The organism is Belnapia sp. (assembly GCF_059504005.1).
Genome location: NZ_JCACHU010000145.1, coordinates 1 through 23,269, shown reverse-complemented (window position 1 = coordinate 23,269; position 23,269 = coordinate 1). Strand labels below are relative to the sequence as shown.

Here is a 23,269-nt window from a genome sequence, read left to right as displayed (position 1 = left end):
CCCAACCATCTACCCTTGGCCGCCTGAACAGCGCAGCCAGCTGTCTCAACAACCGAGCGCACTACAGAGCGCCAGCACGACGAAGGCTGCGGCGCCGAGCACGAACAGCACCGCGGTGATGACAAGCCGGGCCAAGCCCCGCGTCTCTGGCTCGGCATAGGCAACATTCAACGCACCGAACAGCTGCGTGGCGGCAGCCGCGGCGCTCCAAAGGGCTGCGGCGGCGAGGGTGACGGCAAGATTAATGCGGCCTCTGCCCGCGGTTTCCATCCGACCCAGCGCGCCCCGGGCGACATCGGCCGCGCCTGCGGGCAACAGCCCCGCTAGGTCCTGCGAGCCTCCGGCAGCGGCCTCGGGGTCCATGAACAGGCCACAGAGCGTGACCAGGGCCGCGAGCGCGGGAAAGACCGCGAGCAGGGCATAGAACGCCACCACTGCGGCCTCGCCGCATAGACGCCTCTCGAATACTCGTCAGACGCAGATCCGTAGAAGCAGCCACCAGCTCCGCGCAAAAATTAGCTTCGGAGTAAGAGTTCGGGATAGGCATTCTGTCCGCGTGACTTTGGCATGCTGTCGATAACGCAGTACCGGCGCAGGAATTCGAGGCCGCCCTCGATGCGCTTAGCGAGTTGCCGCTTCTACGTTGGAAAAGGTCACCAGCGGGGTTCCTTAGCCGCTGCGGTCAGTCTAGATCCTGGCGGAGTCCTCCACCTTCAGATGCGCCCTTGCCGAGGCAGCAGCCTCGATCCCGAAACGACTGCCGGCGAGCCGAGTACAGGCCTGATTCCGGAGCCACGTCGCATAGCCTGTTTGACAAGGAAACCAGCACAATGAGGTTAGTGGCGCGTCGTCGACCAGGACGATGGAGTTTCCGCATGCATTGGGGTCATTCCGCATTAGCGTTGCCATGACTGACCGGTTGTTGCTTCAAAGGGCGCATCGACGCCGCGGTGTAAGCAGGAAGGCTGGAACAAGAGACGGACCAACAATCACAGGCCGGCTAGCCGACCCTGGACACGCATACTTCCGCACGGCGGACGAGATAGTGCAGCAGCTAATCGGGTTTATCAGGTAACAAGCGACTGCTCCCCGAAGGCTGCCGCCAGGTACAGCCCGTCCAGTATAAGGTTATGGCCACCCTCTGCCCGCCTCCGTCCAGCGAGCGCCGCACGTTCCTGCTGGGTGAAGATTGCCTTGGCCTCGTGCCACAGCGGCACCGGGACGAGGTGTTCGACTGCCAACCTTGCCTGCAGCAGATCCCGCGATTGAAGGTTGCTGCAGCGGTTCGGTTGTTGATTTGAAGGACATGGAGATAGACCAAGTGACCAAGCGCATCATCAGCTATGACTGAGCGGCGTAGCCGCGGACGCCGCCGAGCGGCTTCATGCCGTCCAGGGTCATGGCGCCGCAGTCGATGCGGTGGGACCTGGGACGATTTTTTCCTTCAGTTGCATGCCGCGTCAGCGGTGGTCTGGGATGGTAAGCTGATCGTCGCCCGTGTCGAGGATGAAGACAGCAAGGAGACGCGCAGGTTGCGTGTCGCTCACGTTCTCGCTCACCCGGTGGTGCGCGCCCGGCTTCTCGAACCAACCTTCGCCGCGTCGGTAGATGCGGACCGGTTCGTCATCGACCTGGCTTCGGACTTCGCCCTCCAGCACATAGGCATAGATGAAGGCCGAGGCGGCATGGCGGTGCGGGACGGAGCGGGCGCCAGGCGGATACTCGACTACTCTGGATTCCAGGCGCTTGCCGGGAAGGTTGGCGATGGGCTGGCTGTGAGCGGGGGTGACGGTCTCACGCCTCGGTTCTTGCTGCGCCCACGCGACCGGGGAAAGAAAGAGCCCCGCCACGAGGATCGAGCCCAGGATGAATGTGCGCTGCATGATGGTCGCTCCGGTCATTGAAAAGGACAGAGGCGGACGCCGCATCGGTTGGCCTGCGTCCCTTGCAACAGGCTGGCACTGAAGCGCGGCGGGCCGCCCAGGAGAGGCCCCAGTCGGCTGCGTTGAGCAGCGAGGCGTCGATGACCAGAACCGCGCCGGGGTTGGGGAGGCGCTCATGCCGTGCATCCGTCCATGGCGATTGAGATGGCCCGATCCTGCAGCATCCGCCAGCGACGCGGAACCCGCCAGGACCGGGTAGCAGCCTTCCAGGAGTTGGAAAGCATGACCGCATCGATGCGATGTCGCCCCTGCTCGCGGTCACCCGTGCCGGCAGCCTCACGGCCGCATCGAGCGAGCTTCGGACCCCAATCGCTATGGTGAGCCGGCGCATCCCGGAGCTCGATGCGCATCTGGAAACGTGGGCGCTGGCACTTGCAACGCCCCGCCTCATGCTGGCGCGGTCTGTGCCGTGGAGTGCAAGCACATTCTCAGGCAGCTTGAGGAGGCCGAGCAGGCCGCGTCCAGCGAGTATCGGGCGCCACAGGACCAGCTTATGGTAACGACGACCATGATGCTCGACCGCCGGCCTGGGCAGCGTCCACTGCCGCGGCGCCCTCTGCCCTAGCGCGCTGCGGTCGGACGGCCTGCCTACCTTACGCCCGTCGGGTCGGGTGGGACATGTGGGCGAGGGAGGCGGAGTGGCCAGGCACGAATGGCCGAGCGTCGCCAGTCCGGGGCAACCGGTCGGTGCGATTGCCGTGGAATCACACGCCGAGCGGCTCGAGCCTCCCCAACGTGCCACTTCGCTCCGACCCAGCCCAAACAACGCGGATGACTTCTAACTGGCAACCTTCCCAAATCCCAGAAAGGTGCTTCCCGGTCCTACGGACTGCCCGTGCAATCGGGACGCCGGCATCCTCCTTCGTGCGGCAAGCGTCGCTCTTGAGCGGACAGAACGCCGCCTTGGAAAAAGGAGAGTGCCATGTCACGCATCGTTACGCCGACCGCCTTCGAGGCGGCTTCGAGAGGCCTGTACTCGATCCTCCGAATGGACAGGTTGCCCGTCCTGCGGATTGCCGAGCGCAGCCTGGGCTCGCACCGCTCGCTTGCCATCCTGCGCTGGTCCCTTGTCATCATATTCCTCTGGTTCGGCCTCATGAAGTTCACGGCCTATGAGGCAAACGGCATCGCGCCCTTGATCTCCCACAGCCCGATCATGGGCTGGCTGATTGCGGCCTTCGACGTACAGGGTGCCGCACGCCTGATCGGGGTGGTCGAGCTCTCGACGGCCGCCATGCTGGCCGCAGGCGCCTTTCTCCCGGCCGCTTCGGCCCTGGGCGCCGCGATGTCCTCCGCGACCTATGCCATCACCCTGACGTTCCTGGCGAGCACGCCTGGTGTCGCCGCGGCCGCGGCAGGCGGCTTCCCCGCCATCTCGGCGGATGTCGGGCAGTTCCTGCTCAAGGACCTGGTCTTGCTCGCCGCGTCGCTGTGCCTCCTGCTGGCCTCGATAGAAGCGGCTCCACAACGCACTTGATCACAGGCGGCTACCGCCTGCGAAAGCATGAACCATGACGGCGAGGATGACGAGAAACCCGACCGGGTGGGTGAGCTCGGTTGGCACGGGAATGCGTCATCCCAGCCGCGTGCCGGCTGCTGCCGTGCCCACCCCCGACTTCTGGTATCCGCCTGATCGAAGTAGCCGCCTGACTTGATGTGAAGCGTGCCGAAACTTTCATCCCAGATAAGCTTCAGAAAGCTCCCGCGGCCCGGTTCCAATCCCGCCATGAGCGTCGTCTCCAGCGCTACCCGCTGTTGCGGACGCGACCTGGCCTGCACGTCGCATGGCAACGGCAGGACGCTAGCGAGGTCGGCTCCTTCCTTGATCCATCGGCAGCAGCTTGCGCTTACTCCCCAGCGCATCCGGCACCTGCTTCAAGGCACCAACTGCAGAAGTGCACCCACTCAGCGGCATCGGCCCACTTAGGTTCATGGCCGCGTCCAGACAGCCACGATCCATAGGCAATTTTCTCCCAAACTCAACCAGCCATGACCTGAGCGCCGCTTTACGCAACCGGCACTTCCATCTCGCAGACCAAGCCTTGCACCTGCCAAGACAGCGAGAGCGTGCCGCCCAACTGAGCGCGCACCATACCCTCCAGCACCCGCGAGCCAAACCCGCGACGCGCTGGCGCACCGGCAATCAAAGGTCCTCCCTTCTCGGCCCAGCGCAGTCGCAGCACGCCTGATGCTGCACTGCCCTCGAGGCGCCAGGACACTGAAACGCGTCCCTCAAGCACCGTCAGGGCACCGTGCTTGATGGCGTTCGTCGCCAATTCGTGCACCGCTATGGCCAGGGGCTGCGCCGTCCTGGCCGGCAGCATCACCGGCGGCCCGTCCAGATCCACACGCTGACCAGCGAGGAACGGCGCCACCTCGCCACGCAAGAGAGCCTGCAGGTTGGCACCGCGCCAACGCTCCTCGGCCAGCAAGGTCTGCGCGCGGGCGAGCGCGCCGACACGGCCCTCCACCGCTGCGACGTAGGCACGCACGTCATCCTTGGGCGTCAACCGCATCGCCGCCAGCACCACGGCGAGCGCATTCTTCGCCCGGTGGTCCACCTCGCGCGCGAGCAGCGTCTGACGCTCGTCGGCCGCCTTGCGCTGCCGCATATCGCGGAAGATCCCCGACACGCCGATGACGCGACCGTCCGGCGCGAACATCCGCGCCGCTGTTACGCTGACAGGGACGCGCTCCCCTGATTTGGCCTGCCGGATGGTCTCGTACTCGTGGACCCGCTGACCCGTCAGCACCTTGCGGAATACGCCGGTCGGGTCGCCGCCGTCGGGCAGGTCGGGCGGCACCAGCAGCCCCACCTGCGCACCAAGCGCCTCTGCCTCGGTGTAGCCGAAGAGCGCTTCGGCCCCCTGGTTCCAGCTTTGGATCCGCCCGTCCACCAAGGCGAAGCTGATGATCGCGTCCGTCGTCGAGGCGACGATCGCGGCGAGGCGCGCGTTGCTGTCCTCCGCAGCCCTGCGCGCGGTTGTGTCCTGACCGATTTTGAGGAAGCCCCGGATGGCGCCATCTGGCCCGTGCAGCGCCGACATGTTGCCTTCGATGAACACACGCGAGCCGTCCCGCCGCAGGTGCCAGCGTATGTCCGGCGAAGCGCCCTCGGTCCGCGCGGTATCGAACTCCTGCTCCGGCACGCATGCTTCGACGTCCTCCGGCGTGAAGGTCATGGCAGCAGGCTGGCCGACGGCCTCCGCCGCAGGCCAGCCGAAAACCGCCTCCGCGCCCGGCCACCAGGTCTTGATCAAGCCTTCGGTGTCGGTGGTGAAGACGGCGTAGTCTCGCGCGCTCTCGACGATGAGGCGGAGGTGCTCCTCGCTCTCCCGCAGCGCGGCTTCGGCGCGAGCCCGCTCGACGGCTGCCCTGGTCCGCACGGCGACCTCCTGGACAAGGGCTATCTCCTGGCGGGCCCAGGGTCGGGGCTCACCTCCATGGACATAGAGCGCGGCGGTCAGACGGCCCTCCTTGACGAGCGGCACGGTGATCGCAGCACGGGTGTGCACAGCGTTATAGGCTGCGGCGACGTCCGTGCCGGCAGTCAGCGGTGAGGTGAGCGCGTCCTCGAACGCAAGAACGCGTCCTGCGCGGAGCTCGGCAACTGCCGCTGCGCCGAGAGCGCTCAGCCGGTGCCGACCAGCGAGGCTGGGCATGCCTGGCACGCACCAGTCCCGCTGCACGGTGAAGACCTCCCCCGCGGCATCCACCTCGGCGTAGCCCGCGCGATCGGCGGAGAGGTGTTGCCCAAGCAGGGCGGCGGCCACAGCCGTCGTCTCGCGCGGGTCGGACAGGTCGCGCATCGCATCCCCAAGGACGAGCAGGAAGGCCTGTCGCGCCTCCCCTGTACCCCACATCCGTTCCGTCTCAACCTGCGCGGTGACCTCGGCCGCGAGGTTGAGGACACCGCCGACCGTGCCGTCCTCCAACGGAATCGGGCTGAAGCTGTAGTCGAACCAGGCGTCCGTCAGCCGGCCATTCCCGTCCAGCGGCAAAAGCTGGCCGCGTATCTCAGCGCCCCCTCCCCCAGCCATGACGCCCGCGAACACCGGGCCGATTGCAGTCCAGATTTCCGCGAAGACCTCGCGCGCCGGTCGGCCAAGCGCCGCCGGGTGCTCCCCGCCGATGAGCGCGCGCCAAGCATCGTTATAGAGCAGGACGAGGTCAGACCCCCAATAGATCGCCATCGGCGGCGTCGCGCCGAGTACCATGGCAAGGGTGGTACGCAACGGCCCCGGCCAAGCTTTGGCCGGCCCGATCGGTGTTGCAGCCCAGTCATGGGCACGGATGAGTGCCCCCATGGCGCCGCCCCCGTTCAGGAAGCTGACAGTGGACGCCTCTGCCTCACTGCGCACTGAGGCGCCTTTCCACGACAACCCGCTGCTCATGCTCGTGCCGCCTGCGCTCCTCGTCCTGGACAGGTCTCAAAGCGGCGCAGACGCACGGTCCGGCGCTGCGGTGGCACCCTGACGCGACCTGTCCGTCGATGAGTGCCGCGGTCGCAGGCGTCAGGGATGGCCTCTCGGTCTTTCTTGCGGGCACGCAGCTCATACAACCGTGGCGTGCGCCCGTGTCAACCTTTGATGCGGCTCCGGCGCAACGCAGCAGGAGGCTGCGGAGACCTGACCATGCGCTCGCAGTGCGGCCGAAGATTGCGTGTCATCCCTGACCCCTGGCAGGGCCTCCGAGGGCGCCCTGTCACGGGCGCGGAAGCCCCGTGCAGGTCAGGGCGCCTCTGCAACGCTGGCAATGGCCATCTGAGACACCAAGGCCGAGCCAGGACAAAAGGCAGAGTTGCAAGCTACTGGGCTGCAGTCCGCGGCGGCGCGGCTGCGGCGGGACCCGATCCGCCCGTCCCGCCGTCGTTGCCGACCGGCTTCACCGCACCGGCCGGCATGACCTCCGCACCCGCCTTTTCCAGCTGGGCAGTGACCGAGGCGATCAGTTCGTCCCAGCTCTTGGCAAATGATGCAAGACCCGTTTCCTCCAACGCGGTCACCACGCCTGCGAAGTCAATGCCGATGCGCCCGAGGTCAGCGAACACGGCGCGCGCTGCGTCATAGGTGCCGGCGATGGCATTGCCCCGGGGTTGTCCGTGGTCCGCGACCGCGTCCAGCGTGGCGGCCGGCATCGTGTTCACCGTGTCCGGCGCCGCCAGCTCCACCACGTAACGGGTGTCGTCATAGGCCTTGTCCTTGACGCCCGTCGAGGCCCAGAGCAGGCGTTGCATCCGTCCGCCCTTGGCCTGCAAGGCTTGCCAGCGCGGCGAGGCCAGGGCCTCTTCATACACCTCGTACGCAAGCTGCGCGTTGGCGATGGCTGCCTTGCCGCGCAGGCTTCTTGCCTCCGCGTTGCCATCCTTCGCCATCTCATCCAGCTGCCGGTCGACCTCGACATCGATCCGGCTCACGAAGAACGAGGCCACGCTCTCCAGCCCTTCCAGCGACCCGCCGGAGGCCAGTCGCTGTTCTAGCCCGGCGAAAAAGGCATCGAGTACGGCCCGGTACCGCTCGACCGAGAAGATCAAGGTCACGTTGACGGAGATGCCGGCGGCCAGCGTCTCGGTGATAGCGGGCAGCCCCGCGAGGGTCGCCGGGATCTTGATGAACAGGTTGGGCCGGTCCACCAGCCACCACAACCCGCGCGCCTCGGCGGCCGTGCGGGCCGCGTCCTGGGCGATGCGCGGATCGACCTCGATCGACACCCGTCCGTCACGCCCACCGGTGCGGTCGGCGGTCGGCCGCAGCACATCGCATGCAGCCCGGACATCCCAGGCCGTGAGGAGCCGGACGGTTTCGCCGACCGCGGTTCCCCGCAGCGCCAGGTCGTGCATCTGGCCCTCATAGCCAGCACCGGATCCGATGGCCTTGGCAAAGATCGTGGGATTGGTGGTGATGCCCACAATCCGGCCGTGCTCGACCATACGGGCCAGCTCGCCCGACTGGATCCGGTCACGGCTGAGGTCGTCGAGCCATAGGGCGACGCCGGTTTCGGCAAGCTGTTGCAGAGCATGAGCCATGGCGGCCTCCGGTGATAGTAGATCGGCCAGATAAGGAATCCGCAGGCCGTCCGTCGTCCTGCGCGGGCCGGCCGCTATGCGCCGTGGACAGCCTGCAGGCTGTCCCGGGCGGCGCGCACAACCGCCTCGGTCGTGATGTCGAACTTCCTGTAGACGTCGGTGATCTTCCCGGACTCGCCGAATCCGTGCATGCCCACGAAGCGGCCCTGCAGGCCGAGATAGCGGTCCCAGCTCATCTGTACCGCCGCTTCCACCGCCACCCGCGCCAAGCCGTCGCCCAGCACCATCCGCTGGTAGGCTGCATCCTGCTGGTTGAAAATGAGAGCGCAGGGCATCGACACGACTGCTGTGGGCACGCCCTCGTCCTGCAGAACCTTTCTGGCCTCGACCGCCAGATGCAGCTCCGACCCGGTCGACATCAGGGTCAACCTGCGCGGTCCACCCTCTGCCTCCAGCAGCACGTAGCCGCCGCGAGCGGACCGGTTCTCCGTGCCGGGTTCGCGGCGCAGCAACGGCATGGGCTGGCGCGACAATGCCAGCAAGGCGGCCCGGCGGGGATTGTCGAGCACGACCTCCCAGCATTCCGCCGTTTCCACGGCGTCGCCCGGCCGGAACACCGCGAGGTGCGGGATGGCCCGCAAGGCCGACAGATGCTCGACCGGTTGGTGCGTTGGGCCGTCCTCTCCCAGGCCGATCGAGTCGTGCGTCATCACGAATATCGTGCGGATGTCCATCATCGCTGCCAAGCGGATGGCAGGGCGGCAATAATCCGAGAAGCAGAGGAAGGTGCCGCCATACGGGATCAGCCCGCCGTGCAGCGCGATGCCGTTCATCGCCGCTGCCATGCCATGCTCCCGCACCCCGTAATGGATGTAGGACCCTTTGTACTCGCCCGGCTTCACCTCGACCTGGTTCTTGGCCTTGGTGTTGTTGGACGGCGTCAGGTCCGCGGACCCACCCAGCAACTCCGGGATCGCGTCGAACAGGTGGTTCAGCACGGCCCCGCTGGCCTGCCGGGTCGCCAGCTCCTTGCCGTCGGCGATGAACTCCTTGCTCGCTGCGGCAATGGCGGAGCGCCAGTCCTCGGGCAACCTGCCCTCGTTGCGGCGCTCGAACTCCCGGCGAAGCCGTTCAGGCGCCTGCTTCACCCGGTCGGCCCAAGCCTGGCGCGCGGCTGCACCCCTGGCGCCGATGGCCCGCCATTCGGCCAGCAGTGGTTCGGGGATGACGAAGGGCAGGGCATCCCAACCCAGGATAGCGCGTGCGCCCTTGATCTCCTCCTCGCCGGGTGCGTCGCTATGCGCCTTCTGGGTGCCAGCCTTGGTCGGGAAGCCGAAGCCGATGACGGTGCGGCAGGCGATCATGCTGGGCTTGTCGGTGACGGACCGGGCAGTGACGATCGCTTCGTGGATCGCGTCCGTGTCGTGCCCGTCGATCTCCAGCACGTGCCAGCCGGAGGCACGGAACCGCTCCACCTCGTTGTCGGACACCGCCAGGCTGGTCGCCCCGTCGATGGAAATCGAATTGTTGTCCCAGAACGCGATCAGCCGGCCCAGCTTCAGGTGCCCGGCCAGGGAAATTGCTTCCTGGCTGATGCCCTCCATCAGGCAGCCGTCACCCATGAAGACATAGGTGTGGTGGTTCACCAGCTCGTCGCCGAACTCCGCGTTCATGATGCGCTCGCCCAGCGCCATGCCGACCGCTTCGGCGATGCCCTGACCCAGCGGCCCAGTGGTCAGCTCGATGCCGTCCGCATGGTGGTACTCGGGATGACCGGGTGTCTTGCTGCCCACCTGGCGGAAGCGCTTCAACTCCTCGACCGGCATGTCCTTGTAGCCGGTGAGGTACAGCAGGCTGTAGAGCAGCATCGACCCGTGGCCATTGGACAGGATGAACCGGTCGCGGTCGATCCAGTGCGGCTCGGCGGCGTCGAACTGCATGAAGTCCCGGAACAGGACCGTCGCGATGTCGGCCATGCCCATGGGAGCACCGGGGTGTCCGCTCTTGGCCTGCTGCACCGCATCCATGGACAGGAAGCGGATGCAGTTGGCCAGGTCGCGGAGGTGGCGATCCTTCGGAGGCGGCACGGACTTAGGCGCGGCGGGGTCGTGAGGGGCGTCAGCCAAAGGGAAGTCCTTTGTGCGGTGAGAGCGGCCTGCGGGTGAGGCGGCGACCGCACCCTGCCACTCCGATAGGGATCGATCACACCTTATCGACGGAAGCCTCGCAAACCTTTTTGGCCGCCGATCCCGGGTTGGCGCCGAACTCTTCGTGAGTCTCGGAAGGCCGCAGCCCCTCCGTCAAGGCGCAGGCGAAGCGTGCGATCATGCGGCGGCTGGCCGCCAGGCTTCCGCCCGCCAGTAGCCGCGTGAGACCGCCGCTACCCTGGCCGCCCCCGGATGCGTCGTCAGCACGCGGTAGCGAACGGGGCCGGGCCGCCGCTATGCCCGGAAGCGTGCGAAGTCCGGCAACGGCAGGGGCACCGTAATGCCCTTCCCTACCGCCTGCCGAGCGGCGACGCGATCGTACCAAGCGGAGAGGTGTGGGACACCGCCGATCCCAAAGCCCTGATGCACGGCGCACCAGAGCCAGCCGAAGAAGGCGATGTCGACGACCGAGTAACCGGAAGCGAGGAAGTGGTCGCGCCCAACGAGCAGCCGGTCCAGCATCGCCTCCAGCCGGCTGCCCTCGCGCGCATGGCGTTCGACGGCGTAGGGCGGCTTCTCGGGCGCGAAGAGGGTGAACCCATGCACGCTGGCCGAACATCGGCCCCACCGCGCTTGCTTGGAGGAACAGGAGCTGGAGCGCCTCATCCCGCCCCGGATCGCCAATGGGCGGGATGAGCCGGCCGGCCTTGTCGGCCAGGGAGAGAAGGATGGCGTTGGACTCGTAGACCGTTCGCCCGGTCCCGGCATCGTGGATCACCGGACCCTTGGCGTTGGTGCTCATCGCGGTGAACCACGGCTCCTGCTGTTCACCCGCCGGGGTATCGACGACGCGTGCCTCGTAGGGCAGCCCGAGCTCCTCCAGCGCGATCGCCACCTTGTGCGGATTGGGCGAGCCGTGGCCCCAGAAGGTGATCATGGCGGCTCGCCTCACGCGTTGTAGCCGCCATCGACGTTGAGCGTCATGCCGGTGATGTAGGAGGCCTGAGGCGAGGCGAGAAACACGACCGCCGCCGCGACCTCCTCCGGGCGACCATAGCGGCCGAGCGCGGTGCCGGCGGTGAGGACGGCGGCGAAGTCGCCCTCGGTCGGGTTCAACTGCGTGTCGATCGGGCCCGGCTGGACGACGTTCACCGTCACGCCACGCGGTGCAAGGTCGCGCGCCCAGCCACGGGAAAGTGCGGCCACGGCCGCCTTGGTGGCGGAGTAGCCGCTGCCGCCGGGAAAGGGCGACCGGTCACCCAGGACGGAGCCGATGGATATGATCCGCCCGTCTGCCGCGATCACGCCGGCCGCCGCGCGCACGGCCGCGAACACGCCGTCGACATTGACCGTGAACTGGCGGTCGTGATCCTCGTCCGTGGTGTCGCCCACCATGCCCGTCACGAACACGCCCGCGTTGTTGACCAGTATGTCGAGCCGGCCGAACCGCTCGGCCACGCCACGCACCAGCGCGCCCACCGCCGCGCGGTCCGCCTGGTCGGCGCGCACCGCCTCGGCACGCCGGCCGAGCATCCGGAAGTCCCGAACCACCGCATCGGCCGCCTCGGCCGAATTGGAATGGCTGATGACCACCTCCGCGCCCGCCGCCGCCAGGGCCCTCGCGCTCGCCGCCCCGATGCCGCGCGAGCCACCCGTCACCAGCGCCACCTTGCCCGTCAGATCGATATTCATGTCTCGTCGCCCCCAGATCTGTATCGATCGGTACATAATTGGGCGCTGGCGAGGGCAGGTCAACGGATTATATATCGGATAGTACAGTTTTCAGATCAGGAGTGCCTACCGTGCCCGCCGGACGTCCCCGGAGCTTCAGCCAGGAGGATGCGCTCGACCGCGCGCTGGAGCTGTTCTGGCGCAACGGATACGAGGGCACCTCGATAGCCGACCTGACCGCGGCGATGGGGATCAACCGCCCCAGCCTCTATGCGGCATTCGGTGACAAGCAGGCGCTCTTCCGCGCGGCGGTGGACCGCTATGTCGAGGGCCCCGGCTCATTCGTCGGGCGGGCGCTCTCCGAGCGGAAGATCGGGGACGCGATCCGTCGCCTCCTCTTCGACGCGGCCGATGAGCTGACCATGCCGGGCCGTCCGCCCGGCTGCCTGGCCGTGCATGGCGCCCTTAGCTGCGGAGCGGAAGGCGCGGCCGCCCGCGAGGTACTGGCTGCCCAACGGGCGGCGAGCCAGGAGGTGATCAGGGAACGCCTCGCCCGCGCCGCTCGGGAGGGCGACCTGCCGCCCGGCGCGGACCCCGGCCAGCTGGCGCGCTATCTCGCAGCCCTGTTCCAGGGCATGGCCGTGCAGGCCGCGAGCGGTGCCGAGCGCGAGGATTTGATCGTGGTCGCAAGGATGGGCTTGCGAGCCTGCGGCATCGACTGACGCCGCCACGGATGCGGACCATCCCCGCAGCGCTACACGTGACCTGCCGCTTGCCGCACCAGCCCGCGAAGCCACGTGGCGCCCTGGTCGGCCACGAGAGCGTCGGGCCAGACCAGACCGGGGGTGAATGACGGACGCGGAACCGGCGACGGCAACACGGCCAGGCCGGCTGCGTCGGCATAGGCGCGCGTCAGCGTGGGGGGCGTCACGGCCATGCCGATGCGCGCGACTACGGCCATGGCGGCGTAAAGATGCGGCAGCTGGGGCGCGAGGCGACGGAACCTCCGCTGGCGGATCAGCACGTCGCCCAGGGCGCTGCGACCGTCCCCCATTGCGGGACAAGCACCTGACCGAGCCCGAGGAAACGCTTCAGGCTGCAGCATGCCCGTGCCGCAGCAAGGTCACGAACTTCTCCCGCGGACAGACCGGAAGTGCCGGCCCGGAGGCAAAGGCTTCTCTCCAATGGCGGACCATGGGCCGGCTTCCTTGGCTGGCATCGGGCGGGGCCGGCCCTCGTGGCGGCGGCCCACCCGGCCTATGCCGTTAAGGCGGCGCATGCGACCATCCTGGTCGCCGCCGTCATCGTGATCACCTTGCTGGTCCCGCTGTTGACCGCCTGGACGGCAAAAGCCACGGATGCGCGGCCGGAAGGCGCATCCGCGATCACCACCGCCCCGCCGGAGTAACCGCCCTGACCCTGCGTTGGCTGATACTGGCGGATGACCTGACCGGTGCGGCGGATTGCGCCATCGCCTTCGCTCGCCGCGGCGACACCGCCGTGGTCGGCTGGGGCGAGGCACCTATGCCGACGGAGGCGACGGTGTTCGCCATCGACGCTGACAGCCGGCGTCTGCCCCCGGCGCTTGCCGCCGCGCGCCATCGCAGCCTGATCGAGGCACGGCTCGCGCCCGGGGTGCGGCTGATCAAGAAGATCGACAGCACCCTGCGCGGCCAGCCTGCAGCGGAATTGCGGGCCTGCATCGAGGCGCTCCACCATTGCAGCGCCGGCGTCATGGCCATCGTCGCCCCTGCCTTCCCGGCCACTGGCCGCACCACCGAGGGTGGCCGGGTATATCTGGACGGCGTGCCGCTGGAGAAGACGCCGCTTTGGGCGCGCGATCACAGCTACCCGAGCGCCGACCTGGTTGCGGTGCTGGAGGCGGAGGGGCTGCGCGCCCGCCTGCTGCCGCTCGCGGAAGCGCGCGGCGAAGCCGTGGCCGGGATTGCGGCCGCGCTGGATGCGGGGGTGCAGGCGTTGGTCTGCGACGCCCTGCTGCCCGGGGACCTGGACGCCATCGCCCGCGCCGGCCTGCGCTTCGGCGCGCGGATCCTCTGGACCGGCTCAGGCGGCATCGCCGCAGCGCTTGCGGCCGCCGAGGGGCCGGCGGAGGTCCCCTTGCTCCCCCTCGCGCCTGCCGGCCGGGGCGGCCTGCTGGTGGTGATCGGCAGCGTCGCCGAGGTCTCCCGAGCCGCTGCGGCGCGCTTGGTCGAGGCAGGCGCCGTGCGGCCCTTCAGCCTGCCGCCGGCGTTGCTGCTGGAGGACGCGGCGCCGAGCGAGGCCGGCGCTGCCATCGCCGGGGCGCTTGCCGCCGGCGAGGACGTGCTGGTGGACATCGCCGCCGACGGCGAGCCCGACCTTTCCCGTGGCGGCTTGATGGCCGAGCGGCTTGCCGCCGTGCTCGCTCCGGCCGCGCCGCATGCCGCCGGCCTTTTCGCCACCGGGGGGGAGACCGCCTGCGCTCTGCTTGGCCGGCTTGGTGTCACCGGTATCCGGTTGTTGGACGAGCTGGAGCCGGGCGTGCCGCTCGGCGTCACGATCGGCCGTGCACCGGATATGCACGCCATCCCCGTCATGACCAAGGCCGGCGCCTTCGGCACGGCAGACACCATCGTCCGCAGTCTCGAAAGATTGCGCACCCTTCTCCCACGAGGACCCGCCATGACCGCAGCCCAGGACAGCCGCCCGATCGTCGCCATCACCATGGGCGATGCCTCGGGCATTGGGCCCGAGATCATCATGAAAGCCTTGGCGCGTGAGGATGTCTACGCGATCTGCCGCCCGCTGGTGATCGGCGACGCAGCCCGCCTGCGTGAGGCGGGCGACATCCTAGGCGGCAGCCTCACGGTCGCAGCGCTGGCCGAGCCCTCCGGTGCACGCTATCGGCGCGGTACGGTGGACTGCATCGACCTCGGCCTGATCCCGCCGGGGCATCCCTTCGGCAGGCTCTCGCCCGTCTCCGGCGAGGGCGCCTATCGCTACATCGAGCGTGCGACGCGCCTGGTCGAGGCGGGCGAGGCAGATGCCATCTGCACCGCGCCGCTGTCGAAGGAGGCGCTGCACGCCGCCGGGCACAAATACCCAGGCCACACCGAGTTGCTGGCGCAGCTCACCGGCACGCCCGAGGTTTCCATGATGCTGGTCGCGCCGAAGCTGCGTGTCATCCACGTGACCACGCATACCGGCCTGGTCGATGCCATCCGGAAGATCGAACCAGGTCTTGTCGAGCGGACCATCGCCCGCGGGCATGCGACGCTGGTGAAGTCCGGCATTGCCGAGCCGCGCATCGGCGTCTGCGGCATCAATCCGCATGCCGGCGAGAACGGCCTCTTCGGTCATGGCGAGGAGGAGGAGAAGATCATCCCTGCCGTGCAGGCCTGCCGCGCCAGGGGCTGGAAGGTGGACGGCCCGCTGCCGGCCGACACGCTCTTCTTCCGTGCCGCGCGCGGCGACTTCGACCTCGTGGTTGCCATGTACCATGACCAGGGCCATGGCCCGGTGAAGGTCATGGGGCTCGAGGCAGGGGTGAATATCACCGTCGGCCTGCCGGTGATCCGCACCTCCGTCGACCACGGCACGGCGTTCGACATCGCTGGCACGGGCGTCGCCGATGAGGGCAGCCTTGTCGAGGCGCTGCGCCAGGCCGTGGACCTCGCGCCACGGCGCCTCCATACCCATGCCGGATACCGCCCTGTTTGAACGCCGGCTTGCCCCGCCGAGAACTCGCGCCGCATTGAGGGCATGGATTAGCCTTCGCATAGGCCTTGGACGGTGACGAATGCCGGGGTCGGCGACAGAGGCGGCGCGGGAGGCGCTCCCGGCGGGGACCCGCTTCATCATCGGCCGGTGATGTTGATGCTGGTTCTTCCGGACGCCCGCGGAACCGCCGCCGAGGGAAACGCCCCGGTACAGCCGAGCAGCGGCTCCCAATTACGCCGCTGCCTCAACCATTTCGTTGGGAGATTGCCATTGCAAGCACATCGAAGACGCGTCGTTCGGTCATCTGCGCCACGTTGAGGCGCATGAAGTCGGAGGCCGACTGCGACGGGCTGAAGACGTTGCCGGGAGCCAGCACGAGAGCCTCGCGCAGCCCGACGCGCGCCACTTGCGCTGCATCCATGCCGTCGGGAAGGCGGCACCAGAGGTAAAAGCCGCCGCGCGGCATGAGCCAAGGCCGTACCCCGAGCGCCGCCAGCCCAGCGGCGGCCTCGCGGCGCGCCCTGGACAGGCGCCGGCGAAGCGCATCGAGATGCTTGCGGTAGCTGCCATCGCGCAGGGTGCTGGCGACAAGCTCAGCCGCGAAAGGACTGGGGCCGCCGAAGCTCGTTGCGACCTGCAGGTCAACCAGCGCCTCGATCCAATCGGCGCGCGCGGCGACATAGCCGCAACGGATCGAAGCGGACAGGGTTCTGGAAAAGCTTCCAACGCGGATCACACGCGACAGGCCGTCCAGGACTGCAAGACGCGGCGAGGGCTCGGGCTCGAAGTCGGCAAAGATATCGTCCTCGACGATGGTGAGGTCGTAAGCGGCTGCCAAGCTCAGCAGCCGATGCGCCGTTTGCGGAGAAGGAGTCGCGCCCGTCGGATTGTGAAGCGCTGAGTTGGTGACATAGAGGCGCGGGCGGTGGGCCGCGAGTGCCGCGCCGAAGAGCGACGGATCGGGTCCAGCCGGCGTGTAAGGCACGCTGACCACCTTGGGGCCGTGAGCAGACAGCAAGGCCTGGAAGTTGAAGTAGCATGGGTCGTCCACCAGCACGGTGTCGCCTGGCCGCAGCAGGAAGCGGCAGATCAGGTCGATGGCCTGCGTGCTGGACCCGGTGAGGAGGATCTGGTCCGCGCCGATCTCAAGCCCCTCGCCGGCGAACTGGCGGACAAGGATACGCCGCAGGTCCAAGGTGCCACGCGCGCTGCCATACTCCGTCAGAGTCCTTTCGTCGGCGCGGGCAAGACTACGGATTGCCCGGCGTATGGCGGTGTTCGGCATCCAGTCGGCCGGCAGCCAGCCGCAGCCAGGCTTGGGCATGGCGGTATCGGTGTCCAGCGACTGGCGGGACACCCAAAGGGGATCGATTGCCCGGTCGCGGCGTGGCCCCGCATCGGCGAGCGCGAGCGGTGCCAGGACACCAGACACGTAGAAACCCGAGCCTGGTCGTGCCTGAATGACGCCCTCGGCTGCCAGCCGGTCATAGGCCTCGACCACTGTCGAGGGCGAGACACGCATTGTCGCGGCGAATGCACGGATCGAGGGCAGCTTCTCGCCAGGCGCCAGCACCTGCGTGGCCAGCTTGCGGCGGATTGCCGCCATGACCTCGCCTATGCGGCCTCTGGCCTGATCCCTCACCTCTCGAATGCCTTCATCTGTGTGGGTCCGCCGGGCCATACAGTTCGGCTGAATTGTATGGGATCGTTCCTGGCGCCGCCAGCTCCGGCCGAGCTAGCGTGAGGCTCGGCCAAAGGGATGGACGATGGGGCGGCTGACAGGCGGATGGGGGCACGGCCTCCTTGGGGTGATCATCTTCAGCGGGTCGTTGCCGGCGACGCGGGTGGCCGTCGGCGGCTTCACGCCCCTGTTCCTCACCTCGGCCCGCGCGGTGATCGCCGCCCTGCTCGGGGCGGCGCTGCTTCGGGCCTTCCGGCAGGAAAGGCCAGCGGCTGGCGACATCGGCCCGCTCGGCATCGTGGCGTTCGGCGTGGTCATCGGCTTCCCGTTGCTGACGGCCTTGGCGCTCCAGCACATCACCGCAGCGCGCTCGATCATCTTCATCGGCCTCCTGCCGCTCGCAACCGCGTTCTTCGGCGTGTTGCGGGGCGAGGAAAGGCCGAAGCCGGCTTTCTGGCTTTTCGCCGGGGTCGGGGGCCTGGTGGTTGCCGGTTTCGCCCTGTCGCAGAGCACCGGCACCTCATCGGTCGGCGACCTCCTGATGGCGGCAGCAATCCTGCTGTGCGGCCTGGGTTACGCCGAGGGCGCCACCCTTTCGCGCCGCCTCGGCGGCTGGCAGGTCATATCCTGGGCGCTCCTGCTCGCTCTGCCGGTCATGGCGGCCGTTGCTCTAGCGACGCTGCCGGGTTCCTGGGACGGCATCGGCCTGCCTGCATGGATCGGGCTCGCCTACGTCTCGGTGTTCAGCATGCTGGTGGGCTTCGTGTTCTGGTATCGCGGGCTGGCGCTGAGCGGCATCGCAGGCGTGGGGCAGCTTCAATTGCTGCAGCCATTTTTCGGATTCTTGCTGGCTGCCCTGCTGCTGCATGAAGCCGTCCCCTGGTCTATGGCGGTGGTGACCGGGGTGGTGGTTGCCTGTGTGGCAGGCGCCAAGCGCTTCGCCGGGTGAAAGCAGGCTGCCAAGAAGTCCAAGTGCACCATCGTGGTGCATGGGGCGCCTGGTCGGGTGCCCCGGTGTCGGTTACTGTACGGCCGGGCGGCCCGCCGATCTCCCTGCTCCCAAGCCTCCAGAAACTCAGACGGCCGCATTCTCGCCATCAGGCCGACCTCATGGAGAAAGAACCGGGCTGGGTGCTTCGCGTTGCGCTGCCACGCCCGGAGCAACCGCCATGATATTTCGCATCTGCCTCAGCTTGGTTCTGATCGCCCTCGCCTTCCCGGTCTCCGCGCAACAAGCTTCTCCGACGCTTGAGGCGGTGCGAAGCCGCGGCGTGCTGGCCTGCGGCGTCTCAGGCGAGTCGCCGGGCTTTTCCCTGCCCGACAGCCAAGGCGTGATGCGCGGCATGGATGCCGATACCTGTCGCGCCGTCGCAGCCGCGGCGCTTGGGGATGCAACGAAGGTGCGCTTCGTGCCGCTCTCGCCTCAGGCGCGCTTCACGGCGCTGCAATCGGGCGAGGTCGACCTGCTGGTCCGCAACACTGGCTGGACGTTGACGCGTGAGGCATCGCTAGGCCTCCTCATGGCCTTCGTGAATTTCCATGACGGCACGGCCTTCGTTGTCCGCGAAAGCGCGGGCGTTGCCTCGGCCAAGGATCTGGACGGCGCCACGGTTTGCCTGATCCCCGGAACCTCCACCGAACTCGACGTCACCGAATGGTTCCGAGCTAATCGGTTGAGCTTCCAGCCATTGCTGATCGGCGGCGTGAACGAGGTCCAGCAGGCCTTTCTGGCCGGGCGCTGTGATGCCTGGGCCAATGACGGCTCCTACATCGCGGCCTTTCGAGCGCAGAACCCCCAGGCAGGCTTGCGGCTGCTGCCCGAGCGCCTTTCCAGTGAGCCTGTAGGCGCCATGGTTCGCAAAGGTGACGATCGTTGGTTCGATCTGGTCCGCTGGACTGGCTTCTCGCTGGTCGCCGCAGAGCAGGCCGGCGTCTCCAGCCGCAATATCGACCAGGCGCGGAGCTCTACGGAGTCCATGGTCCAGCGGCTCGTCGGCGTCCAGGGCGATCTCGGGAAAGCTCTCGGCATCGATGAGGCTTGGGCCGCGACGGTCATCGCCCAAGTCGGCAACTATGCCGAGATGTGGGAAAGGAACCTTGCTCCACTAGGCTTGGAGCGCGGGGCCAACGCACTCGCCCGCGATGGTGGCCTCATGTGGGCGCCGAGCTTTCGGTAAACGGCGGAGGTCGCCGCTGGGGCAGTTCGCTTGGTCCCGCGCAGAGCCTGAGTTTCTAAAGAAAGAAACGCATCATAAGCTTGTGGTCTGGGGGCACCGAAAGGTGGTGTCCTCATATGGTCCGCCATTCAGGTATAATTTTTTGGAGGCGTTGAGCTGGATGTCGCCGGTTCAACTGCGAACAGGCTTGAATCTCGGAACAGCCAATGAAAACCGAAGCCAGTGCGGATGTGATCGTGGTCGGGCTGGGGGCGATGGGGAGCGCGACCCTTTACCAGACCGCAAAGCAGGGCGGCCTGAGGGTTCTGGGCCTCGACCGCTTCGTTCCTCCCCATGATCGCGGCTCGAGCCATGGTGAGACCCGCATCACGCGACAAGCCGTGGGTGAAGGTAAGCGTTTCGCGCCATTCGTCCTGCGCTCCCATGAGATATGGCGGGAGATTGAGGAGGAGACAGGCGCTACCCTGCTCGAAACTTGCGGGGCACTGATCCTTGCACCAGGTGACGGCATGCCTGACCTTCACGGCAAGAGCAATTTCCTCGACCGGACGATTGAGGTTGCGCGCCAGTTCGGCATAACGCACGAAGTGCTGGATGCCGGCGAAATCCAGGTCCGCTTCCCCCAATTCAGGCTTCGGTCCAACGAAACCGGTTACTTCGAGCCTGGAGGAGGTTTCGTTCATCCGGAACGCTGCATCGCCGCGCAGCTGGAGCTTGCCAAGCGGCACGGGGCACAAATTCGCACTATGGAGACCGTTCACCGCATCGCGCAGGTCGGAGACAGCGTGGAGGTCTACACCGATCGCGGTTTGTATCGCGCTGCTCGGGCCATCGTCACGGCCGGAGCTTGGCTGCCGCGATTGCTTGGGGGAGAACTGCCGGCGCACCTCAAAGTCTACCGGCAGACGCTTCACTGGTTCGAAGCTGACGAAGCCGCTCTCTACGCACCTGGCCGATTCCCGGTGTTCATCTGGGCGCATGGAAACGGCAAGTCGGATCATTTCTACGGCTTCCCGCTTCTGCCGGGATCGGCTGGCGTAAAGCTTGCGACCGAGCTGTATGAGACGGCTGCTGATCCCAATCACCTCAAACGCTCGGTTGATCGCTACGAGGAGCATCGGATGTACGAAACCCATGTGGCTGGCCGCTTAACTGGGGTGGGACCTCAATGCAGACGCTCGGCAACCTGCCTCTACACCGTCACAGCCGACGCAGGCTTCGTCGTCGATCAGTTGCATGACGAGGAGCGGATTATGATGGTCTCAGCCTGCTCGGGTCACGGATTCAAGCACTCCGCGGCCATGGGTGAAGCGCTGGCCAACCTAGTCCATGACAGGCCTTCATTGCTTCAGTCACGGCCGTTCCCCTTGGCGAGGTTGCATGCTGAAGGGGCTGCATGATGGCCGTGGTCGAGTAGCTCGGCCATTCGGCTCCGCCCTCACAGATCCGGGCAGGCGGCTTTCCCGCACCCGGCTCTTCCCGGAAGTAACCCGCGTCATGCTGGACGTGGTGTCCAGGGATGGGTGATCCGAGGTTGGGGTAGAGGCAAGCCCTGGGTCACAGTCTCGAACCAGTTCCAGCCTGCTCGCCGGTTTTTCTGGCTCCGCCGTTTGAGGCAGCTGAACCAGATACGCCGGACGTCCCGCAGGAACCGTTCAGAGAGCGCCAGTTATGCGGCCGGCCGAAGTAGCCGTAGTGCCCGCGTAGCACGCTGGAGTACCAGCGGTGCTGTTCGGCCAGCGGCTTGTGCATCAGCCGTCGCGCGTCCTGGCGCAGCGCTGTCAGTTTGCGTGACAGTCGTGTGCTCTGTGTCTTGTGCTTGACGATGAACCGGCCGTCCCGGGTCCACCCGCAGTAGTGGGTGAAGCCCAGAAAGGCGAAGGTTTCCGGACGCCGCTCGCCGCGCTGCTGCCGAGCCTTGGCCGGTAGGCGGCCGAACTCGATCAGTCGCGTCTTGTCCTCGTGGAGCGCCAGGCCAAACCTAGCCAGGCGTTCCTTGAGCGCCGCCATCATCCACCTGGCATCCGCCTCGCTCTCGAAGCCCATGACGAAGTCGTCGGCGTAGCGCACGATCGATACCCGACCGCGTGCATGCCGGCTGCGCCACTGATGGACCCAAAGATCGAGGGCGTAATGCAGGAAGACATTGGCGAGCAGCGGGCTGATGCCCGCTCCTTGCGGCGTTCCTCTTTCCGTCTCGGACCACTCATTGCTCTCCAGGATGCCGGCCTCGAGCCACATCCGGACCAGCCGGAGGACCCGCGGATCAGCAATCCGGTGCGCCAGCATTCGCAGCAGCCACTCGTGGTCAACCGAGTCAAAGAAGCTGCGAATGTCGGCATCGAGCACCCATTTCACGCGCTGGCTCATGATCGCCGTATGCAGCCATGACAGAGCCTGGTGCGGGTTCCGCCCCGGCCGAAAGCCGTAGGAGAACCCGAGGAAGTCGACTTCGTAGATGGCGCTCAACGTCTCAGCCACCGCACCCTGGACGATTTTGTCCTCCAGGGTTGGCACGCCGAGCGGTCGCCGCCCGCCATCTGCTTTCGGGATATAGACACGCCGGACCGGCTGTGGCCGGTAGCGTCCGGTGTGGACCCGCGCGCAGAGGTCATGGAGGTTAGCCTCCAGGTTCTGCTCGTAGTCCGCCACCGTGATCCCATCGACACCTGCACTGACCCGCCGCTTCTGACGTCGGAACGCCCGTTCGAGCGCCTCGACGTCGACGTGGTGCAGCAGGGCGGTGAACCGGGTCTGGACAGCCCCTCGGGCCGCCGCGTTCACCCGTGCGAGGTTTGATGGCAAGGCTCCCCGGCTCTGGGTCCGGACATTGCCACCCTCGCTTGGGTTCCTTCCGGGCTGGCCCCTTCCCTCGGCGCGCCTCGTTTCCTTCGGCGGCGTCATCGGTAGTATGAACCAGTCCGACCCCCGACCTCAGCTCGGAGGGCGGCTCCGGCATCGCCTCGCCGCCCTCCCCCACCAGAGACCAATCTGGCGGACCCGGTCGGGCCTCTCATGTTCCGATGCGTGCTTTCCCTGCGTGAGGCGGCCTTCGACCCCGGCGAAGCGACGTCATCTCGCAAAGCGATGACGCACGTGCTGCCTGCGAGACTGGGAACACTCTCGGCCTTCGCGAACTTCCACATTTCGAGGCTCAATCCCGCACCCCGCATGGCCCCTGTCTACACTTCAGACCCCGCGTTACCGCAACGCCCGCAAGACTCGGTCCCGGCCTGCCCGCTACGGCTTTAGCCGGATGAGACTTTCACTCACAGGCACTCATCAGCTTGGCATGACGTACTCCCCAGGCGTGGTGTAGAAGCGATGCTCCTTGGCGGGGTATGCCGCAGCGCCAGGCGGCTGCGACTGGCAGGCTGACGGCAGGAGTACCGCTCACAGCGATCTTGGTCTCCAACATCATGTAGCGCGATCGCTGGGTTGCCCACTCGTCGAACTGCTGGAGGAGGAGCGCGCCGACCAGCCTGACGGCGGCGGCTTCTTGGGGAAGATGCCGACGACGTTGGTGCGGCGCTTGATCTTGCGGTTGAGCCGCTCGATGGGGTTACTAAGATCGTGGCAGCCAATATCGGGCTAAGCAAGAATCGCACAGCCTGCTGCAATTTCAGCACCGCTGTCTATAAGCCGAAAACATGGGTTGAGAACAAGGCGGTGACGGAAAGCACTTTCACAGGTCGAATTCTTCTACCAAAACCGCTGAGCAACGTTCGGTAAGAGCCCGTCCATGAAGAACTCCTGTATTCTGAATGCGTTGCGGCAGGACATTGATGGGAACAGCGGAGCTCTTGCCATGTGGACGGCAGCGGATCGGGAGCGGTACGGGCGCGAGAAGCTGCGCTACCCGAGCGATCTGATACCGACCCGCTTAAACCCTGACTTGTTCGAGATAAGGATAGCTGGTGAGGCTG

The 23,269-nt window shown here is 67.0% G+C and carries 17 protein-coding genes and 3 pseudogenes; 8 read left to right on the top strand and 12 right to left on the bottom strand.

Annotated features, from left to right (window positions below):
* Positions 1-45 precede the first annotated feature (45 nt).
* Together AC5JJ1_RS20820 and AC5JJ1_RS20815 are read right to left on the bottom strand one after the other, a co-directional pair.
* Positions 46-447, bottom strand: a pseudogene (locus AC5JJ1_RS20820) (YhjD/YihY/BrkB family envelope integrity protein); the annotation flags it as partial.
* 1,013 nt (positions 448-1,460) lie between these two features.
* Complete coding sequence (locus tag AC5JJ1_RS20815) at positions 1,461-1,883, bottom strand: cupin domain-containing protein (protein WP_495787026.1); 423 nt, start codon at positions 1,881-1,883, stop codon at positions 1,461-1,463.
* 982 nt (positions 1,884-2,865) lie between these two features.
* Between AC5JJ1_RS20815 and AC5JJ1_RS20810 the strand changes: the two genes are divergently transcribed.
* Positions 2,866-3,420, top strand: coding sequence for a YkgB family protein (locus tag AC5JJ1_RS20810; protein WP_495787025.1), 555 nt, complete (start codon positions 2,866-2,868; stop codon positions 3,418-3,420).
* Between the two features lie 529 nt (positions 3,421-3,949).
* Here the strand turns inward: AC5JJ1_RS20810 and AC5JJ1_RS20805 are convergent.
* From AC5JJ1_RS20805 to AC5JJ1_RS20780, 6 genes and pseudogenes are all read right to left on the bottom strand, one after another.
* Complete coding sequence (locus AC5JJ1_RS20805; RefSeq protein WP_495787024.1) at positions 3,950-6,337, bottom strand: PAS domain S-box protein; 2,388 nt, start codon at positions 6,335-6,337, stop codon at positions 3,950-3,952.
* 413 nt (positions 6,338-6,750) lie between these two features.
* Positions 6,751-7,968, bottom strand: a complete 1,218-nt coding sequence (gene tal, locus AC5JJ1_RS20800) for a transaldolase (RefSeq protein WP_495787023.1) — start codon at positions 7,966-7,968, stop codon at positions 6,751-6,753.
* A 74-nt stretch (positions 7,969-8,042) separates the two neighbouring features.
* Positions 8,043-10,055, bottom strand: a complete 2,013-nt coding sequence (gene tkt / locus AC5JJ1_RS20795; RefSeq protein ID WP_495787022.1) for a transketolase — start codon at positions 10,053-10,055, stop codon at positions 8,043-8,045.
* Between the two features lie 354 nt (positions 10,056-10,409).
* Positions 10,410-10,721, bottom strand: coding sequence for a glutathione binding-like protein (locus AC5JJ1_RS20790; RefSeq protein ID WP_495787021.1), 312 nt, complete (start codon positions 10,719-10,721; stop codon positions 10,410-10,412).
* 106 nt (positions 10,722-10,827) lie between these two features.
* Positions 10,828-11,052, bottom strand: a pseudogene (locus tag AC5JJ1_RS20785) (glutathione S-transferase N-terminal domain-containing protein); the annotation flags it as partial.
* A gap of 11 nt (positions 11,053-11,063) precedes the next feature.
* Positions 11,064-11,807 (bottom strand): SDR family NAD(P)-dependent oxidoreductase, encoded by a 744-nt coding sequence (locus tag AC5JJ1_RS20780; protein ID WP_495787020.1) that lies wholly within the window; start codon positions 11,805-11,807, stop codon positions 11,064-11,066.
* A 110-nt stretch (positions 11,808-11,917) separates the two neighbouring features.
* Here AC5JJ1_RS20780 and AC5JJ1_RS20775 point away from each other — a divergent pair, with 110 nt between their 5' ends.
* Positions 11,918-12,508 carry a TetR/AcrR family transcriptional regulator gene (locus tag AC5JJ1_RS20775; protein WP_495787019.1) on the top strand — a complete coding sequence of 197 codons (591 nt, stop codon included), beginning with the start codon at positions 11,918-11,920 and terminating at the stop codon, positions 12,506-12,508.
* 32 nt (positions 12,509-12,540) lie between these two features.
* Here AC5JJ1_RS20775 and AC5JJ1_RS20770 read toward each other — a convergent pair whose 3' ends face one another.
* Positions 12,541-12,840 carry a type 2 periplasmic-binding domain-containing protein gene (locus AC5JJ1_RS20770; protein WP_495787018.1) on the bottom strand — a complete coding sequence of 100 codons (300 nt, stop codon included), beginning with the start codon at positions 12,838-12,840 and terminating at the stop codon, positions 12,541-12,543.
* Positions 12,841-12,939: 99 nt separating this feature from the next.
* Here AC5JJ1_RS20770 and AC5JJ1_RS20765 point away from each other — a divergent pair, with 99 nt between their 5' ends.
* Together AC5JJ1_RS20765 and pdxA are read left to right on the top strand one after the other, a co-directional pair.
* Positions 12,940-13,194, top strand: a complete 255-nt coding sequence (locus AC5JJ1_RS20765; RefSeq protein WP_495787017.1) for a 2-keto-3-deoxygluconate permease — start codon at positions 12,940-12,942, stop codon at positions 13,192-13,194.
* A complete protein-coding gene (gene pdxA / locus AC5JJ1_RS20760; protein WP_495787027.1) occupies positions 13,125-15,485 on the top strand; it encodes a 4-hydroxythreonine-4-phosphate dehydrogenase PdxA in 2,361 nt (786 codons plus the stop codon). The genes AC5JJ1_RS20765 and pdxA overlap by 70 nt, the downstream gene beginning before the upstream one ends.
* Positions 15,486-15,729: 244 nt before the next feature.
* Here the strand turns inward: pdxA and AC5JJ1_RS20755 are convergent, their stop codons facing one another.
* Entirely contained in the window at positions 15,730-17,091 is a 1,362-nt protein-coding gene (locus tag AC5JJ1_RS20755; RefSeq protein WP_495787016.1) for an aminotransferase-like domain-containing protein, read from the bottom strand.
* 202 nt (positions 17,092-17,293) lie between these two features.
* On the opposite strand from AC5JJ1_RS20755, the gene AC5JJ1_RS20750 reads away from it, so the two are divergent.
* From AC5JJ1_RS20750 to solA, 3 genes are all read left to right on the top strand, one after another.
* The gene (locus AC5JJ1_RS20750) at positions 17,294-18,115 is read left to right on the top strand and encodes a DMT family transporter (protein ID WP_495787015.1); all 822 of its coding nucleotides are present in this window, start codon (positions 17,294-17,296) and stop codon (positions 18,113-18,115) included.
* A 220-nt stretch (positions 18,116-18,335) separates the two neighbouring features.
* Complete coding sequence (locus AC5JJ1_RS20745; RefSeq protein ID WP_495787014.1) at positions 18,336-19,343, top strand: amino acid ABC transporter substrate-binding protein; 1,008 nt, start codon at positions 18,336-18,338, stop codon at positions 19,341-19,343.
* Between the two features lie 206 nt (positions 19,344-19,549).
* Positions 19,550-20,743, top strand: a complete 1,194-nt coding sequence (gene solA / locus AC5JJ1_RS20740; protein ID WP_495787013.1) for an N-methyl-L-tryptophan oxidase — start codon at positions 19,550-19,552, stop codon at positions 20,741-20,743.
* A gap of 157 nt (positions 20,744-20,900) precedes the next feature.
* On the opposite strand, the gene ltrA is transcribed toward solA, so the two are convergent.
* Positions 20,901-22,127, bottom strand: a complete 1,227-nt coding sequence (ltrA, locus tag AC5JJ1_RS20735; protein ID WP_495787012.1) for a group II intron reverse transcriptase/maturase — start codon at positions 22,125-22,127, stop codon at positions 20,901-20,903.
* A 481-nt stretch (positions 22,128-22,608) separates the two neighbouring features.
* Positions 22,609-22,910, bottom strand: a pseudogene (locus AC5JJ1_RS20730) (transposase); the annotation flags it as partial.
* A gap of 175 nt (positions 22,911-23,085) precedes the next feature.
* Here AC5JJ1_RS20730 and AC5JJ1_RS20725 point away from each other — a divergent pair.
* Positions 23,086-23,269 (top strand): hypothetical protein (locus AC5JJ1_RS20725; protein WP_495787011.1); only part of this gene is annotated, 184 nt, incomplete at its 3' end.

Bases quoted from the DNA above. Each gene is read 5' to 3' on its own strand.
- AC5JJ1_RS20815 (WP_495787026.1), bottom strand. From the start codon at position 1,883: ATGCAGCGCACATTCATCCTGGGCTCGATCCTCGTGGCGGGGCTCTTT.
- AC5JJ1_RS20810 (WP_495787025.1), top strand. From the start codon at position 2,866: ATGTCACGCATCGTTACGCCGACCGCCTTCGAGGCGGCTTCGAGAGGC.
- AC5JJ1_RS20805 (WP_495787024.1), bottom strand. From the start codon at position 6,337: ATGAGCAGCGGGTTGTCGTGGAAAGGCGCCTCAGTGCGCAGTGAGGCA.
- tal (WP_495787023.1), bottom strand. From the start codon at position 7,968: ATGGCTCATGCTCTGCAACAGCTTGCCGAAACCGGCGTCGCCCTATGG.
- AC5JJ1_RS20780 (WP_495787020.1), bottom strand. From the start codon at position 11,807: ATGAATATCGATCTGACGGGCAAGGTGGCGCTGGTGACGGGTGGCTCG.
- AC5JJ1_RS20770 (WP_495787018.1), bottom strand. From the start codon at position 12,840: ATGGGGGACGGTCGCAGCGCCCTGGGCGACGTGCTGATCCGCCAGCGG.
- AC5JJ1_RS20755 (WP_495787016.1), bottom strand. From the start codon at position 17,091: ATGGCGGCAATCCGCCGCAAGCTGGCCACGCAGGTGCTGGCGCCTGGC.
- AC5JJ1_RS20745 (WP_495787014.1), top strand. From the start codon at position 18,336: ATGATATTTCGCATCTGCCTCAGCTTGGTTCTGATCGCCCTCGCCTTC.
- solA (WP_495787013.1), top strand. From the start codon at position 19,550: ATGAAAACCGAAGCCAGTGCGGATGTGATCGTGGTCGGGCTGGGGGCG.